This is a genomic window from Acinetobacter johnsonii ANC 3681, from assembly GCF_000368805.1.
GTDB classification, from domain to species: domain Bacteria; phylum Pseudomonadota; class Gammaproteobacteria; order Pseudomonadales; family Moraxellaceae; genus Acinetobacter; species Acinetobacter johnsonii.
The window spans coordinates 120431-134204 of sequence record NZ_KB849709.1 but is presented as its reverse complement, the minus strand read 5'-3'; the positions used below and the strand labels follow the sequence as shown (position 1 = coordinate 134204).

General features: G+C 40.9%; 18 protein-coding genes. All 18 read left to right on the top strand.

Features of this window, described 5'->3' with window-relative positions; translation table 11 throughout:
- Positions 1–6 precede the first annotated feature (6 nt).
- On the top strand, positions 7–429 hold the full coding sequence (locus F946_RS16465; RefSeq protein ID WP_004696832.1) for an ExbD/TolR family protein: 423 nt from the start codon (positions 7–9) through the stop codon (positions 427–429).
- On the top strand, positions 429–2156 hold the full coding sequence (gene msbA, locus F946_RS16460) for a lipid A export permease/ATP-binding protein MsbA (protein WP_004984855.1): 1728 nt from the start codon (positions 429–431) through the stop codon (positions 2154–2156). The genes F946_RS16465 and msbA overlap by 1 nt, the downstream gene beginning before the upstream one ends.
- Before the next feature lie 3 nt (positions 2157–2159).
- Positions 2160–3164 carry a tetraacyldisaccharide 4'-kinase gene (gene lpxK / locus F946_RS16455; RefSeq protein ID WP_004984854.1) on the top strand — a complete coding sequence of 335 codons (1005 nt, stop codon included), beginning with the start codon at positions 2160–2162 and terminating at the stop codon, positions 3162–3164.
- 8 nt (positions 3165–3172) lie between these two features.
- Positions 3173–3934, top strand: coding sequence for a 3-deoxy-manno-octulosonate cytidylyltransferase (gene kdsB / locus F946_RS16450; RefSeq protein ID WP_004984853.1), 762 nt, complete (start codon positions 3173–3175; stop codon positions 3932–3934).
- 19 nt (positions 3935–3953) lie between these two features.
- On the top strand, positions 3954–4937 hold the full coding sequence (locus tag F946_RS16445; protein ID WP_004984852.1) for a DNA polymerase III subunit delta' C-terminal domain-containing protein: 984 nt from the start codon (positions 3954–3956) through the stop codon (positions 4935–4937).
- A gap of 14 nt (positions 4938–4951) precedes the next feature.
- Complete coding sequence (locus F946_RS16440) at positions 4952–5293, top strand: PilZ domain-containing protein (RefSeq protein WP_004984850.1); 342 nt, start codon at positions 4952–4954, stop codon at positions 5291–5293.
- 26 nt (positions 5294–5319) lie between these two features.
- Positions 5320–6093 (top strand): TatD family hydrolase, encoded by a 774-nt coding sequence (locus F946_RS16435; protein ID WP_004984847.1) that lies wholly within the window; start codon positions 5320–5322, stop codon positions 6091–6093.
- A 45-nt stretch (positions 6094–6138) separates the two neighbouring features.
- Positions 6139–6753 (top strand): TetR/AcrR family transcriptional regulator, encoded by a 615-nt coding sequence (locus tag F946_RS16430; RefSeq protein WP_004696845.1) that lies wholly within the window; start codon positions 6139–6141, stop codon positions 6751–6753.
- Positions 6754–6765: 12 nt separating this feature from the next.
- A complete protein-coding gene (locus F946_RS16425) occupies positions 6766–7335 on the top strand; it encodes a type II secretion system protein (RefSeq protein ID WP_004984845.1) in 570 nt (189 codons plus the stop codon).
- Between the two features lie 34 nt (positions 7336–7369).
- A complete protein-coding gene (gene gspI / locus F946_RS16420; RefSeq protein ID WP_051064966.1) occupies positions 7370–7771 on the top strand; it encodes a type II secretion system minor pseudopilin GspI in 402 nt (133 codons plus the stop codon).
- Positions 7768–8388, top strand: a complete 621-nt coding sequence (gspJ, locus tag F946_RS16415) for a type II secretion system minor pseudopilin GspJ (protein ID WP_004984837.1) — start codon at positions 7768–7770, stop codon at positions 8386–8388. Before gspI ends, gspJ begins: the two co-directional genes overlap by 4 nt.
- Before the next feature lie 78 nt (positions 8389–8466).
- Positions 8467–9417, top strand: a complete 951-nt coding sequence (gene gspK, locus F946_RS16410; RefSeq protein ID WP_004984832.1) for a type II secretion system minor pseudopilin GspK — start codon at positions 8467–8469, stop codon at positions 9415–9417.
- Between the two features lie 122 nt (positions 9418–9539).
- Positions 9540–10136: a 6-pyruvoyl trahydropterin synthase family protein gene (locus tag F946_RS16405; protein WP_004984830.1), complete on the top strand. Its 597-nt coding sequence runs from the start codon at positions 9540–9542 to the stop codon at positions 10134–10136.
- Positions 10137–10177: 41 nt separating this feature from the next.
- Entirely contained in the window at positions 10178–10891 is a 714-nt protein-coding gene (ung, locus tag F946_RS16400; protein ID WP_004696856.1) for a uracil-DNA glycosylase, read from the top strand.
- Positions 10888–12009: an enoyl-CoA hydratase/isomerase family protein gene (locus tag F946_RS16395; RefSeq protein WP_004984828.1), complete on the top strand. Its 1122-nt coding sequence runs from the start codon at positions 10888–10890 to the stop codon at positions 12007–12009. Before ung ends, F946_RS16395 begins: the two co-directional genes overlap by 4 nt.
- A 5-nt stretch (positions 12010–12014) precedes the next feature.
- A complete protein-coding gene (tadA, locus tag F946_RS16390) occupies positions 12015–12515 on the top strand; it encodes a tRNA adenosine(34) deaminase TadA (RefSeq protein ID WP_004984825.1) in 501 nt (166 codons plus the stop codon).
- Between the two features lie 75 nt (positions 12516–12590).
- Positions 12591–13022: an SRPBCC family protein gene (locus F946_RS16385; protein WP_004696860.1), complete on the top strand. Its 432-nt coding sequence runs from the start codon at positions 12591–12593 to the stop codon at positions 13020–13022.
- 17 nt (positions 13023–13039) lie between these two features.
- Positions 13040–13723, top strand: coding sequence for a (d)CMP kinase (cmk, locus tag F946_RS16380; RefSeq protein WP_004984817.1), 684 nt, complete (start codon positions 13040–13042; stop codon positions 13721–13723).
- Positions 13724–13774: the final 51 nt, after the last annotated feature.

Below are 13774 nucleotides of genomic sequence, written 5' to 3'. Positions count from 1 at the left end.
TGAAGTATGAAATTCAAACGTTCACAAGTTGAAGATGTTCATATTAACCTTACACCAATGATTGATTGCTTATTATTTATTTTGGTGTTTTTATTGCTGACCACCACCTTCAATCAATTTAGTCGTATGAATTTAACCTTGCCTGATGCGCAAGGTGTTCCACCGAAAACATTTGATCATAAAATCGAAGTGGTGGTAGATTCCACAGGGCATTATTCAATTAATGGTCAGTCTATTGCATCGAAAGATGTTTCAGAATTAAATACCGCAATTAAACAGATTTCCAATGACCGTCGTGATCTAATGTTTGTGATTGCTGCGGATGCAAAAGCAACCCATCAGGATGTTATCCGTGTGATGGATGTGGCCGGTCAGTTGGGGTTTGTAAATATCAATATTAGTACCAAAGTGCCTTCCCGAGGTTATTAGTGAAACACGATTTAAAAGTTTATCTACGTCTACTGAGCTATTTAAAACCTTATTGGGGCGTAGCAATTCTTGTGGTGGTTGGTTTTGCTATAAATGCGGCGACAGAAGTTTCTGTTGCTAAATTACTTGAAAAAATTATTGAAGCAATTCAACATCGTGATCAAGGCTTTACCACCTTGTTCCCAATTTTAGTTGTTGTTGTGATGTTCTTCCGTGGGCTGGGTTTGTTCATGGGAGGTTATTTTACTGCGGTTATTTCAAGAAACTTGGTTTTTAACATTCGCCAAGAAGTCTTTGCTAAATTATTACGTCTTCCTTCGCAGTATTATCTGGACAACAACAGTGGTCATATCACTGCGAAAATTATGTTCAATGTAGAGCAGCTTACAGCCGCATCTACTGAGTCATTAAAAACCATTGTTCAGCAAGGTCTTATTACCATTGCACTTTTGGGTTACCTGATTTATAGCAACTGGCGTTTGACTTTATGTATTTTGATTTTTGCACCGTTGATTGGTTTGCTTATTCGTAAAGCAGCAAAGCGTATGCGTAAGCTTTCTATTCAAGTCCAAGATACCATGGGTGATGTCAACCACGTCGTACAAGAGACGGTCAATGGTCACTTGGTGGTGAAAGGCTTCGGTGGTCAGGCCTATGAGCAGCAACGCTTTAAAGATACCTCTTTAGAAAATTTACGTCGCGGCCTGAAAATGGTGGTTGTACAACAGCTAAACAGCCCAATTGTACAGTTGATCATGTCCATTGCTTTGAGCATCGTTATGTGGATCGCACTACGCCCAGAGATTTTACAGGATACGAGTGCAGGTCAATTTGTCGCTTACATTACTGCAGCGGGTATGTTGAGTAAGCCAATTAAAGCGTTGACCGACGTGAATGAAAAGATTCAGAGAGGTATGGCCGCAGCGCATTCAGTCTTTGAGCTTTTAGATTTACCTGAAGAAAAAAATACTGGGACTTTAACTCCAGTACTGAAAGGTAATATTGACTTTAAACATGTGAACTTGGTTTATGTGGATGGTTATCAAGCGCTGCATGATTTTAATCTAAGTGTCAAAGAAGGTGAGACGATTGCTTTAGTAGGGCGTTCTGGTGCTGGTAAAACCTCTCTAGTAAATTTACTAGTGCGTTTTCAAGATACGACCTCGGGCCAAATCCTCTTTGATGGTATTGATATTCACGATATTGAAATCAATAGCCTGCGTACTCAAGTGGCGATGGTCAATCAGCAAGTGGTTTTATTTAATCGCACTGTACGTGACAATATTGCCTATGGGCAGCTTGAAAATGCCTCTGATGAAGAGGTAATTGCAGCAGCAAAAGCAGCTTATGCACATGACTTTATTATGGCTTTACCACAAGGCTATAACACCAAGTTGGGGGCACAAGGTCTCAATTTATCAGGCGGTCAACGTCAACGTATAGCCATTGCTCGTGCGATTTTGAAAAATGCGCCTGTGCTGATATTAGATGAAGCTACCAGCGCGCTTGATAATGAATCAGAGTACTTTATCCAGCGTGCTTTCGATGCTGCAATGCGAGATCGGACCACGATTGTGATTGCACATCGATTATCCACCATTGAAAATGCAGACCGTATTGTGGTGATGGACAAAGGGCGTATAGTAGAGCAAGGTACACATGCTGAACTTATTGCAAAGCAGGGTGCTTACTATCAGCTACATCAGCGTAATTTTGAGGAAAACTAAGTCATGTCAGGTGCACAGTTTATTCAGGATGCTTGGAACTCACAGGCAAAGTGGTTAATTGTGCTTCGTCCGCTGTCTTGGTTATATCGTGGCGGTTTTCTTTTAAACCGTAAGTTGTATCGGTGCAATATTAAAAAAGCCTATACGGCTCCTGTACCTGTCATGGTGATTGGTAATATTACTGTGGGTGGGAGTGGTAAAACCCCTCTGCTCATTCACTTGGTGAGTTATCTGCAAAGTAAGAATATTCGAGTGGGTGTGATCAGTCGTGGTTATGGTGCCAAAGGCCCATTTCCGACTATGGTGGATCTCAACTCATTGCCTGAAAATGTAGGTGATGAGCCAACTCTCATCGTGCAATCCACTGATGTACCGATGGCAGTGGGTCCAAATCGTCAAGAAAGTATTGAACTGCTTTTATCTCACTATCCCATTGATTTGATTATTAGCGATGATGGGCTTCAGCATTGGGCATTGAATCGCCAAATTGAATGGATTGTCCTAGATAATAATCGTGGACTAGGCAATGAAAAGTTATTGCCCGAAGGTTATTTACGAGAGCCAAAGTCTAGACTGGATCAAGGCATAGTGATCGAACATGCAGATCATCCTACACGTAGTATGCACATGCACTTAGAAGTTGCAGAGCCTTACTTGTTGAATAGTACTGAGGCAAAAGCTTTCAATTCGCAAGATGATTTTTATGCGGTCGTGGGGATAGGTTTTCCGCAACGCTTTTATCGTACTTTAGAGCGTATGGGAGTGCAGCAGTTCCAGTGTCATGAGTTTGCTGATCATTATGAATATGAGTTAGAGGATTTGGTCTTTGATGATGCCAATCCCATCATTACCACTGAAAAAGATGCAGTGAAAATTTTAGCGCTGCTCAAACAAAACCCTAGTTTTGCCCGCGATATTTGGGTTGTTCCTGTCGATGCAGTGTTATCGACGGCGTGTTATGACACCTTACATCAACAGCTCGCCGCTGTAGGTATTGAAATTTCTTAAGGTCTTTTATGAAGCATATTGTTATTCCTGCGCGTTTCGCAAGCACACGTTTATCTGGAAAACCACTCCTTAAAATTCATGGCCGTGAAATGATTTTACGGGTCGTTGATCAGGCGAAGAAAGTGGAAGGTTTTGATGATCTCTGCGTTGCAACGGATGATCAGCGAATTTATGATCTTTGCATGGCTGAAGGCGTGGATGTAGTGTTGACCTCAGCGGATCATCCTTCGGGAACAGACCGCCTTAGTGAAGTGGCAAAAATTAAGGGCTGGGCTAGTGAAGATATCATTGTGAATGTTCAAGGTGATGAGCCGTTATTGCCAGCGGCTTTGGTTAAGCAAGTCGCGCAACTTTTAGAGTCACAAGCCGATTGTTCAATGTCGACCTTGTGTGAACCAATTCAGCATTTAGATGAATTTAAACGTGACAGTATTGTTAAAGTGGTGATGTCGAAGTACAAACAAGCACTTTACTTTAGTCGTGCCACTATTCCATATGACCGAGATGCTGCAAAGCAAGTGCAACAAACGTTGCATAAACAAGCCTTCCGTCATTTGGGCTTGTATGCTTACCGCGTGAAATTGCTCCAAGAATATGTGACATGGGATATGGGTACACTTGAAACGCTCGAAAGCTTAGAGCAACTGCGTGTTTTGGAAAATGGACATCGTATTGCCATTGATATCGCAGAAGCGAACTTACCACCGGGTGTGGATACACAAGAAGATTTAGATCGTTTAAATGCCATGGATGTGGCTCATTTTGCATAATAGAACTTAGGTCGTATACATGAAGCAAACGCTGCCTGAGGAGATTTATCCGTGGCATCAAAATGTTTGGGAAACTTTAACCACACGCTTTCCCAATATTGGTCATGGCTTATTGTTTTATGGCAAAAAAGGTTGTGGTAAAGAGATTTTTGCTGAGCAGTTTCTTGCTTGGGTCTTATGTGCGAAGCGGCAGCCAAATCATTTGGCCTGTGGGGAGTGTGGGAGTTGTCAGTGGTTAAAGGCGGATACACACCCCAATTATGTACACATCACTACCGATGAAGACAATAAGAAACAAAATGCCAAGATCAAAATTGAGAAAATTCGTGATCTGCTACCTTTTGTGCAGCAAACGGTAGATGGTTGGCGCGTCATCATTATTGAACCAGCCGAAGCTTTAAATACAGCTTCAGCCAATGCTTTATTGAAAACGCTTGAAGAACCAGGTGATCGTGTTGTTATCATTTTATTGGCAGATCATTATTTAAAACTGCCTGCAACCATTCGCAGTCGTTTGCAACATTTTGCTTTGGATCGCATAAATGAACAGCAAGCAGAGCAATTTTTAAATCAGTATTTGTCCCATAGCGATTTGGCACAGCAACATTTGTTGATGAATTTGTCCAATCATATGCCGCTGCAGGCAATTACATTGTCCGAGAGTGAATGGATTCCTCAACGTGCTGAATTTTTAAAAGATTGGCAAAAGTTGGTGATGGATAAAAATATGCCGATGGCAATTGCGACCAAGTGGAATAAAGCGCTGACATTTAGTGATTTTAGTCAAATGTTTGAGTACTTGTTGTCAGATTTGATTTGTGTCAAGCTAAATCAGCAATTAAAAAACACTGATTTGGATTTCAGTGTGCTGGCAGAACGGTATTCACTTGAAACTTTGTTTTCAATTTATGCCGAGTTGCAACAGTCAAAACAATATATTGAACAAAACGTACAAACTAATTTAGTGCTCGACCAATTGTGTATTCGGTTGATGGATGTTTAAAACAGGGGAATTTTATGCAACCACGTATGGGCGGAATCATTCAAGCCAATATTCCAGATAAAGCAACATTATATGCAAGCTATATGCCTTTTGTGGTTGGTGGAGGTTTATTTATTCCATCCAAACAACCTGTAAAAATGGGAGAGGAGGTCTTTGTTTTGGCAACATTGCCAGAGCAAGCACAGAAAATTCCTCTCACAGGTAAAGTGATTTGGATCTCGCAAAAGCAAAATGGAATCAAACTCCAAGGATTTGGTATTCAACTTTCTGGGGAGAAAGGGGTTTATTACAAATCAGAAGTGGAAAAGTTGCTTGCAGGTCTTAAGTCTGAAGGGCGAACTAGTTACACTATGTAATTAAGTATATGAAGTAGGAAATGCCTGTGTTTGTAGATACACACTGCCATTTAACCATGCTGGATTTAACCCCTTATGATGGGGATTTGGATTTAGCATTAGCGCAAGCACGTGCAGCGGGCGTTCATCGCTTTATGAGTATCTCGGTTGATCTTGATGATCATCTTGAGCTAGCAAAAATTGCGGCACGGCATGATGATGTGGGCTATAGCGTCGGGGTGCATCCTTGTGAAGATCCTGAAACCATGGCCCGCGCGACCACAGACTATTTAATTGAGTTGGCACAGCCTGAAAAAGTTTGGGCAATTGGTGAGACTGGGCTCGATTATTTTCATAGTACAGATTTCATCGCTGAGCAAAAAGACTGTTTTGCACGACATATTCATGCTTCACGAGCTGTAAAAAAACCAGTTGTTGTGCATACCCGTTCTGCCAAGCACGATACTGTCGATATTATTCGCGCCGAAAAATCGACCCATGGGATTTTGCATTGTTTTACCGAAGACTGGGAAACGGCCAAAGCTGTCTTAGACTGCGGTTACTATGTGTCATTTTCAGGGATTGTATCTTTTAAAAATGCGCAAGACCTGCGTGATGTGGCGAAGCAAGTTCCTTTAGATCGCCTATTAATTGAGACAGATAGTCCTTATTTGGCACCGATGCCATATAGAGGAAAGTCTAATGAGCCAAAGTACGTTCCTTATGTAGCCAAAGCCTTGGCAGATGTATATGATAAGTCCTTGGAAGAGATGGCTTTCATCACAACACAGAACTTTGAAAACCTTCTCAACATGAAGTAAATAAATTGAAACGATAAAAGCGTATAAGAGAGTACTAGGGTGAAAATGGATCGTCAGGCTCAGTTTCGAGCAAGAGAAGCGTTAATTTTCCAAGTGGCTGAACAGTTGCTTTTAGAGAATGGCGAAGCAGGGATGACCCTTGATGCATTGGCTGCAGAATTAGATCTAGCAAAAGGTACGCTTTATAAACATTTTCAAAGTAAAGATGAACTCTACATGTTGCTCATTATTCGTAATGAGCAAATGTTGCTTGAAATGATTAAAGATACAGATAAACAATTCCCTGAACATCTAGCATTTTTTATGTTACATCATTTGCATCATCCTGAACGCACCGTGTTGTTTCATCAAATAGAAGAGCGATTATCGACCACGGGTGTTGGGATCTATCATTTATTTACTGAACTTTATCAAATTCGAAAGCAACGTCTACGTTTAATTATTCGTATGACCGAGCGGTATTTGGAGTCGATAGAAAGTCAAATGACAGTTCGTGATTATTTGGCATCGATTTGGTCTTTGACGCATGGTGCCGCAGCGATTTTGAACTCTAGTTTTTATCAACGATATTTGGGTTCGCGCGATACTTTGCGTGTGGCTTACATTGACCAAGCTCTGGCTATGCCTAAACAAACGGGCGCAGCAGGATATCTTGCCTAGCGGATAGAATGTATGAAACAGAAACCATCTTCAAGGATTCAAGGATTTACACTGGTTGAATTGATGGTGGTTATTGTTATTATGGCCATTATGGCGTCATTGGTGATGTTGAATATCAATGGAGTCGATCAACGTAAAGCAGCGCAAGCCCGTGATTTTTTTATCATGGATGTACAGAAAATTGCACGTGAGGCAAATGATCAAGCACGTGTTTTGGCACTAGAGGTTCATCCTGCGACCGATGTGGCTGATTTTTCTTATGCTGTTGTTGAATATAAAAATCCTCAATTTACAATACCCACAGAACAGCAAAATAATGCAATGCTGAATCATCAAAAATGGCAAAAATATAATGAGTTCCCGCAGCAAGTGTTAGCCAAAAATGTTTCTTTTGCTGTGCAATCTTTAGACTATGATGTTTCCCAAGCCCGAAACGATGATTTAACCCAAGAGAATGCACCTAAACTGATTTGGTTGGGGAATGGCGAAGCCAAACCTGTTCGTATTCAATTTTATTATGCCAATGAGCCCGTGGGTGCAGAAATTGAAATTGATCATTTGGGTAAAATAAATGCGAGCTAAAGATTTAAAGAATAGTCTGCCGGCTTGCGCTCGGATGAAATGCCATCTCATTAATCCTCGCTCAGGATTTACATTGCTGGAAGTGATGGTGGCGCTGGCTATTTTTGCTACAGCAGCGGTCGCTTTAACCAAAGTGGGTATGCAATATACTCAGTCTACAGCCTATGCCATCTTGCGTACCAAGGCACAATTTGTTGCCTTGAATGAAATTTCTATGATGGAAATCAACCGTGATTGGCTACAAGGCACGGCCTCTAAACAAATCACCCAACAAGGTGAAACTTGGCAAATTGATAAATCAGCGCAAGCAACGATTAGTGCTAATGTGCAACGCGTCAATGTACAAGTGAGCTTGGTGAATACTGAAACTGGAAAAGTAGATTCGGGTGTTACGAGTTTAGTTTTTTTTAACCATCGTGATGGAAGCCAACCATGACAAAACGCTCAGGCTTTACTTTGGTTGAGTTATTGGTGGCAATCGCGATTTTTGCTGTGCTTTCAGCTTTGGGTTGGAAGGTTTTTGATTATCTGATCAAGATTAAAGAGCGTAATACCCAACATGAACAGCGCTTAGGTCAACTACAAGAAGCATATCAACAAGTGTTACGTGACACTGTGCAAATTGTACCAATTACTGCCAATGTTGCGGGGCAGGTTCAACCCGCAGTCATGTTGCAAAATGGTCAGTTGACCTTTAGTAAAACTGGCGTGACTGATCCTTTAATGCAAGGTATACCGCCTGAAGAGCGAGTTGAATATATTTATAAAGCAGATGAAAAAAAACTGTACCGTTATAAATATAAAAATTTAAATCAAACAGGTAATGATCAACCTGAAACCAGTGTTTTACTTGATTCAGTTGATCAATTTCAAATTATGTTACTCAATCCCAATGAAATGGCACAATGGCCTGAGGTGGCATTGAGTGAAAATGATGTGACTCAGGCAAAAATACTACCGCGCGGTTTAAAAATAAACCTCACTGTCAATGAAGTGAGTTATGAATGGGTGTTTAGTTTATTAAATACAGACTTTTTAAAACAAAAAAATTAAGTTGCAGGATATGAAACTCACGGACTCTATGCAAAAACATTTTTCCTTAAATGTATTCGTTGTAAATAGGTGGATGTTTTGAAGCGCTCTCAGAATGGCATTGCATTGATCACCATTTTGGTGATGGTGGCTTTAGCAACTATCCTTGCGGCTACGATTGCGAAACATCAGCGTAATACCGCAGAGAGTACAGCCTATTTAATGCGACAAAACCAAGCTCTGTTATATGCAAAAAGTGCTGAAGCTTTTTTTTCTGAGTTATTGGTGGATGATGCTCAAAATGCAGCAGAGGTTGATCATCTACAAGAAACGTGGGCAAAGCCTATGCCTGCTTTTCCAGTGGAAGATGGTTTTGTTTCTGGACGTTTAGAAGATGAGTCGGGAAAATTTAATTTAAATGCTTTAGTTAAGTCGGATAAAAAGCCGAATGAGGCTGCAAAACTTTGGTTTGAAAAGCTGTTGGTACGTGTTGGATTGCCTGCACAGCTTTCAGAAGCAGTGATTGATTGGCAAGATGAAGATGATGAAGTCAGTGGCCCGATGGGTGCTGAATCTGCTTATTATCAAAGTTTAGCTCAGGGTTATCTGACATCAAATCGTGCTTTTTATAATGTTGAACAGTTGAAGTTGGTGCGTGGGTTTGAGGGGCGTAACTATCAACTGATTGCACCTTATGTGAGTGCTTTACCGAGTAATGAATTAAAGGTGAATGTAAATACTGCACCTGCGCTGGTGTTGGCCAGCATTGATCCTAAGTTGGATGTATCTGCTATTCAAAATTTACAAAAGCAAAGACAGGCCAATTTGGAGCATTTTTCCAATATGAATGAACTGTGGGAGGTCGATCCGTTTAAACAAGTGGACGAAGCTCAGCGGGCTACTGTTAATGATTTTCTCGGAGTTCAATCGAACTATTTTAAAGCCAGAATTGAAATCTTGTTGAATGAGCGTAAGCGTCAGTTTAGTAGTGATTTGGTGCGAAAAGATCAAGCGGTATATGTGGCTTATCGGAGTATGTCACCTTTTTAAAGGCTAAATGTAAGGCTGATATGATTTACCAATTGGATTGAACAATAAAATAAATGAGCATAGGTTTACTTTTGCTTTATAATTAAAGTCAATTCTCAGAAAGTTTGATTGCATTACGGCATATGTTAATTCGTAAGTTATTTAAGTTTGAAAATGCCCATATTGTACGCAACTGTACATCGGATCGTTGTAAACGCTCCATTCATGGTCATAGTTATAAAGTTGAATTACTCCTCAAAGCATCGAAATTAGATCATGGTCAAATGGTTTATGACTTTGGCTTGCTGAAAGGGGTGATTAAAGACCTTTATGACTCTTTTGATCATGCGATTTGTTTTTGGCAAAACGATGATCCAGAATATATCCTAGCATGTAAAACCTTTAGTGCACGTTGGGTGTCGCTACCTGTTTCGCCATCGGCTGAACAATTTTCACGTATTTTCTTTTATCTTGCACAGCAAGTACTTGCGTCGACCGTGACTCAAAACGGTGAAGGCGATGTGGAAGTGTACTCGGTGATTGTGCATGAGACCGATACGGGCTATGCGCAGAGTTTTATTGAAGATATTGAAAATACACAGATGGGGCTTTTAGATTTAAGCCAGATTGAGTTTTCAGAACAAATCCAAGCGGAATGGGCGGACACTGAAATGTATACCAAATTAAAAGAAGGTATCCAATTTCACAATCCGAATGTAGAATTACAAGTCAAACTGTGAAATTTGTCACAGAATATACAGTAAGGGAATAAGGCACAAGTATGTCTTTAACAGAACAACAGCAAACCAAGCTTGATAAAATTCAGCTGGATGCCAGTTGGAAGCATGGATTAAGTGACTTTTTGCTTAGTACTAAGATGGATGCGTTAAAGCAGTTTCTTGTTACAGAAATAAAAGCGAATAAAGTGATTTATCCGCCAAATGCGCTGATTTTTAATGCATTTAATACGACGCCTTTGGCGAATGTAAAAGTGGTAATACTCGGACAAGACCCATATCATGGGCCGAATCAGGCACATGGGCTCAGTTTCTCTGTGCAAAAGGGGCTTGCTTTACCACCATCTTTACGTAATATTTTCCATGAGTTAAATAAAGATTTAGGAATTGATATTCCTAAACATGGGGATTTAACTCGGTGGGCGCAGCAAGGCGTTTTGCTGTTGAACAGTGTATTAACCGTTGAAGCTGGTCAACCCACATCACATCAAAAACAAGGTTGGGAAGACTTTACCGATCATGTGATTGATGTTTTAAATGAACAGCGCGAGCATATTGTTTTTATTCTTTGGGGAGCATATGCGCAGCGGAAAGGACAACGGATTGATCAAGAAAAGCATTTGGTGTTAAAGGCGGCACATCCGTCACCTTTGGCAGCAAACCGTGGTGGATTCTTCGGTTGTAAAGTTTTTTCAAAATCCAATAATTATCTTAAACAACATGGCATTGAGCCTATAGATTGGCAGCTGGACGCATGACATATTCTCCCGTTTCTAAAAACTACCATCCAGATTTGATTGTAGAAGAAGCAAAAAATGGTTGGCGCATTGTTCGTCTGAATAGACCAAAATCACTTCACGCTTTAGATGAAACGATTGTTTCAGCTTTATTTGAAGTGTTTCAAGATTTTCATAGTGATGACGCAGTAAAAGCCATTTGGTTGGATTCAACCACACCAAAAGCATTCTGTGCGGGTGGTGATGTACGTAAACTTCGTCAACTGGTTATTAATGATGAAGTTGAAACAGCTAATCAGTTCTTTGAGCAAGAATATGCTTTAGATTTATTACTGCACAACTATGCTAAGCCTGTCTTGGTATGGGGTGAAGGTTATGTCATGGGCGGTGGTTTAGGTCTGTTTATGGCAGCGCCATTCCGTTTGGTGACACCGCATTCACGTTTAGCGATGCCTGAAATTAATATTGGTTTGTACCCAGATGTGGGTGCAACACGTTTCTTGGCGGATCGTGGAGCAATTGGTCTGTTTACAGGTTTAACGGGTTCAATCATGACGGCTGCGGGCGCATATGGTATTGGTTGGGCAACACATATCTGTGATGCACAGCGTAATACGGTGCTTGAGAAAGTCATTAATATTGACTGGAGTCATTATCCAGCAGGTGATTTTAGAGCCATTGATGACACATTAAACAGTATGCATCGTCCGGTAGGTCCAGGCCCATTACAGAACTCTTTGGATGTCATTCATAGTGTATGTCGTGGTGTGAACTTCGAGCTTGATTATGATGCTATTGTTGGTTTAAGTGATGCGCGTAGCGATTGGCTTCGTCAAGCCAGTGAGAACTTACAAAAAGGCTCACCAACAACGGCTGCATTAACATGGTTGTTATGGCAGTGGGGTAAGCAGGTTCATTCTTGGAATGAAGTGTTTGAGCTTGAAACGCAAATTTCGGACTGGAAAATTCGTCATGCAGACTTTGTTGAGGGTGTGCGTGCGCGTTTAGTGGATAAAGACTTGTCACCAGCATGGAAACAAGGGGTCAATAACAGCTTAAAGGGTATTTTCGCTGGTAATCCACCAACAACGAGTATTGAAAGCTGGAATGAACTCCTTAAACATTATGATGTAATCTAATCTTTATGACTGATGTTTTAAAAACAGATAGTGAATGGATGCAGCTTGCTTTAGAGCAGGCTGCTATTGCAGCGTCAAAAGGTGAAGTCCCGGTCGGGGCAGTCATTGTGAGTCAAAATAAAATTATTGGTTCGGGCTTTAATGCGCCTATTACGCTAAATGACCCTACCGCGCATGCCGAGGTTCAAGCACTTCGCGATGCTTGCCAAAATACACAAAATTATCGTTTACCTGATGATGCGGTCATGTATGTGACGCTTGAGCCTTGTACCATGTGTGTAGGTGCTTTGGTGCATGCACGCGTTTCAAAAGTGGTATTTGGTGCGACAGAGCCGAAAGCGGGCTCTCTTATAAGTGCACGTAAATTATTTGAAACGGGCTATTATAATCATCAGTTCTTGGTTGAGTCGGGTTGTTTACATGAGCAATGCTCACAGCAGCTCAGTCACTTTTTTAAAATGCGCCGCGAACAAAAGCGACTATCTCGTCTACAAGAAAAGGGGTGAATCCATTCGTAAAATAATAATTTCATGTAAAATGAAATGACAATAATTATTGTCAAATAAGGCGTTGGAACCACCATGAACAATATTCAGATTAAAAAAGAATTTAATGCACCCGTAGAGCAGGTGTTTGATTTACTTTCTAAGCACTCAACGTATAACGTCGCTTTTGCACCAGTTCAAGTGGTGCGAGTGAAAGATTCGGCAGATCCAGAACGTCCAGATGGGCTTGGTTCTGTGCGTCGTATGGGTTTTGGCCCAATTAAGCCGTTGCAAGAACAAATTACATTAATGAATGTGAATGAGCGCATTGAATACAAAATTATTAAAAATCCACTCATCAAACATCATTTGGGTATTATTGAGTTTGAGCCGATTGACTCGAATAAAACTTTAGTGACCTATACGATTGAATTACAGGCACGTGCACCTTTTGTGAGTAAATTAATCCTTGCACAGCTTAAATCTGCGATTAAACTAGGTTTTTCAAAACTCGCTAAATCTGTATAACAAACTTTGGGTAAGCAATGACAGTTCAAATAATCACAATTGATGGTCCAAGTGGTTCGGGTAAGGGCACACTGGCTGCGAAAATAGCAGCTCATTATCAATTTCATTTACTTGATTCGGGAGCGTTATATCGCTTGTTGGGCCTGTCATTGCATCAACAAGATTTGTTAGATGCTTTGTCAAGCGAACTGAGTCAATGTGTCGAAATTGCTAAACATTTAGACATACAATTTTTAAGTTCCGCACAAGGCACACAAGTCTTGCTTAATGGCGAAGACGTTAGTCAAACCATTCGAACTGAGCGAGTTGGTGAGTTTGCATCAAAAGTTGCAACAATTCCTGAGCTTAGAGCTGCGTTAGTCGACCGTCAGCATGCTTTTGCACAAGCACCAGGCTTGGTTGCAGATGGCCGAGACATGGCAACATCTATCTTTCCAGAGGCTCAAGCCAAGATTTATTTAACCGCTTCAGCCCAATCTCGTGCTGAACGCAGAGTAAAGCAGTTGCAGGGTATGGGGCTGGATGCTAAAATAAACGATATTTTAGCTAATATTGAGGCGCGTGATAAACGTGACATGGAGCGCGAAGTTGCTCCACTCAGACCAGCAGCTGATGCCTACATCATTGATAGTTCTGAATTGAACATTGATGAGGTATTTCAGCTTATGACGGCTTATATCGATAAGCAATTAGCAAACTAACGAATTTTTATATTCAGCAGAAGCATAGCTTGATCAGTTCAAAATGGACTA

Excerpts from the sequence above, each read along its gene's own strand:
- F946_RS16465 (WP_004696832.1), top strand. The coding sequence starts at position 7 with ATGAAATTCAAACGTTCACAAGTTGAAGATGTTCATATTAACCTTACA.
- lpxK (WP_004984854.1), top strand. The coding sequence starts at position 2,160 with ATGTCAGGTGCACAGTTTATTCAGGATGCTTGGAACTCACAGGCAAAG.
- kdsB (WP_004984853.1), top strand. The coding sequence starts at position 3,173 with ATGAAGCATATTGTTATTCCTGCGCGTTTCGCAAGCACACGTTTATCT.
- F946_RS16445 (WP_004984852.1), top strand. The coding sequence starts at position 3,954 with ATGAAGCAAACGCTGCCTGAGGAGATTTATCCGTGGCATCAAAATGTT.
- F946_RS16440 (WP_004984850.1), top strand. The coding sequence starts at position 4,952 with ATGCAACCACGTATGGGCGGAATCATTCAAGCCAATATTCCAGATAAA.
- F946_RS16430 (WP_004696845.1), top strand. The coding sequence starts at position 6,139 with ATGGATCGTCAGGCTCAGTTTCGAGCAAGAGAAGCGTTAATTTTCCAA.
- F946_RS16425 (WP_004984845.1), top strand. The coding sequence starts at position 6,766 with ATGAAACAGAAACCATCTTCAAGGATTCAAGGATTTACACTGGTTGAA.
- gspI (WP_051064966.1), top strand. The coding sequence starts at position 7,370 with ATGAAATGCCATCTCATTAATCCTCGCTCAGGATTTACATTGCTGGAA.
- gspJ (WP_004984837.1), top strand. The coding sequence starts at position 7,768 with ATGACAAAACGCTCAGGCTTTACTTTGGTTGAGTTATTGGTGGCAATC.
- F946_RS16405 (WP_004984830.1), top strand. The coding sequence starts at position 9,540 with ATGTTAATTCGTAAGTTATTTAAGTTTGAAAATGCCCATATTGTACGC.
- ung (WP_004696856.1), top strand. The coding sequence starts at position 10,178 with ATGTCTTTAACAGAACAACAGCAAACCAAGCTTGATAAAATTCAGCTG.
- F946_RS16395 (WP_004984828.1), top strand. The coding sequence starts at position 10,888 with ATGACATATTCTCCCGTTTCTAAAAACTACCATCCAGATTTGATTGTA.
- tadA (WP_004984825.1), top strand. The coding sequence starts at position 12,015 with ATGACTGATGTTTTAAAAACAGATAGTGAATGGATGCAGCTTGCTTTA.
- F946_RS16385 (WP_004696860.1), top strand. The coding sequence starts at position 12,591 with ATGAACAATATTCAGATTAAAAAAGAATTTAATGCACCCGTAGAGCAG.
- cmk (WP_004984817.1), top strand. The coding sequence starts at position 13,040 with ATGACAGTTCAAATAATCACAATTGATGGTCCAAGTGGTTCGGGTAAG.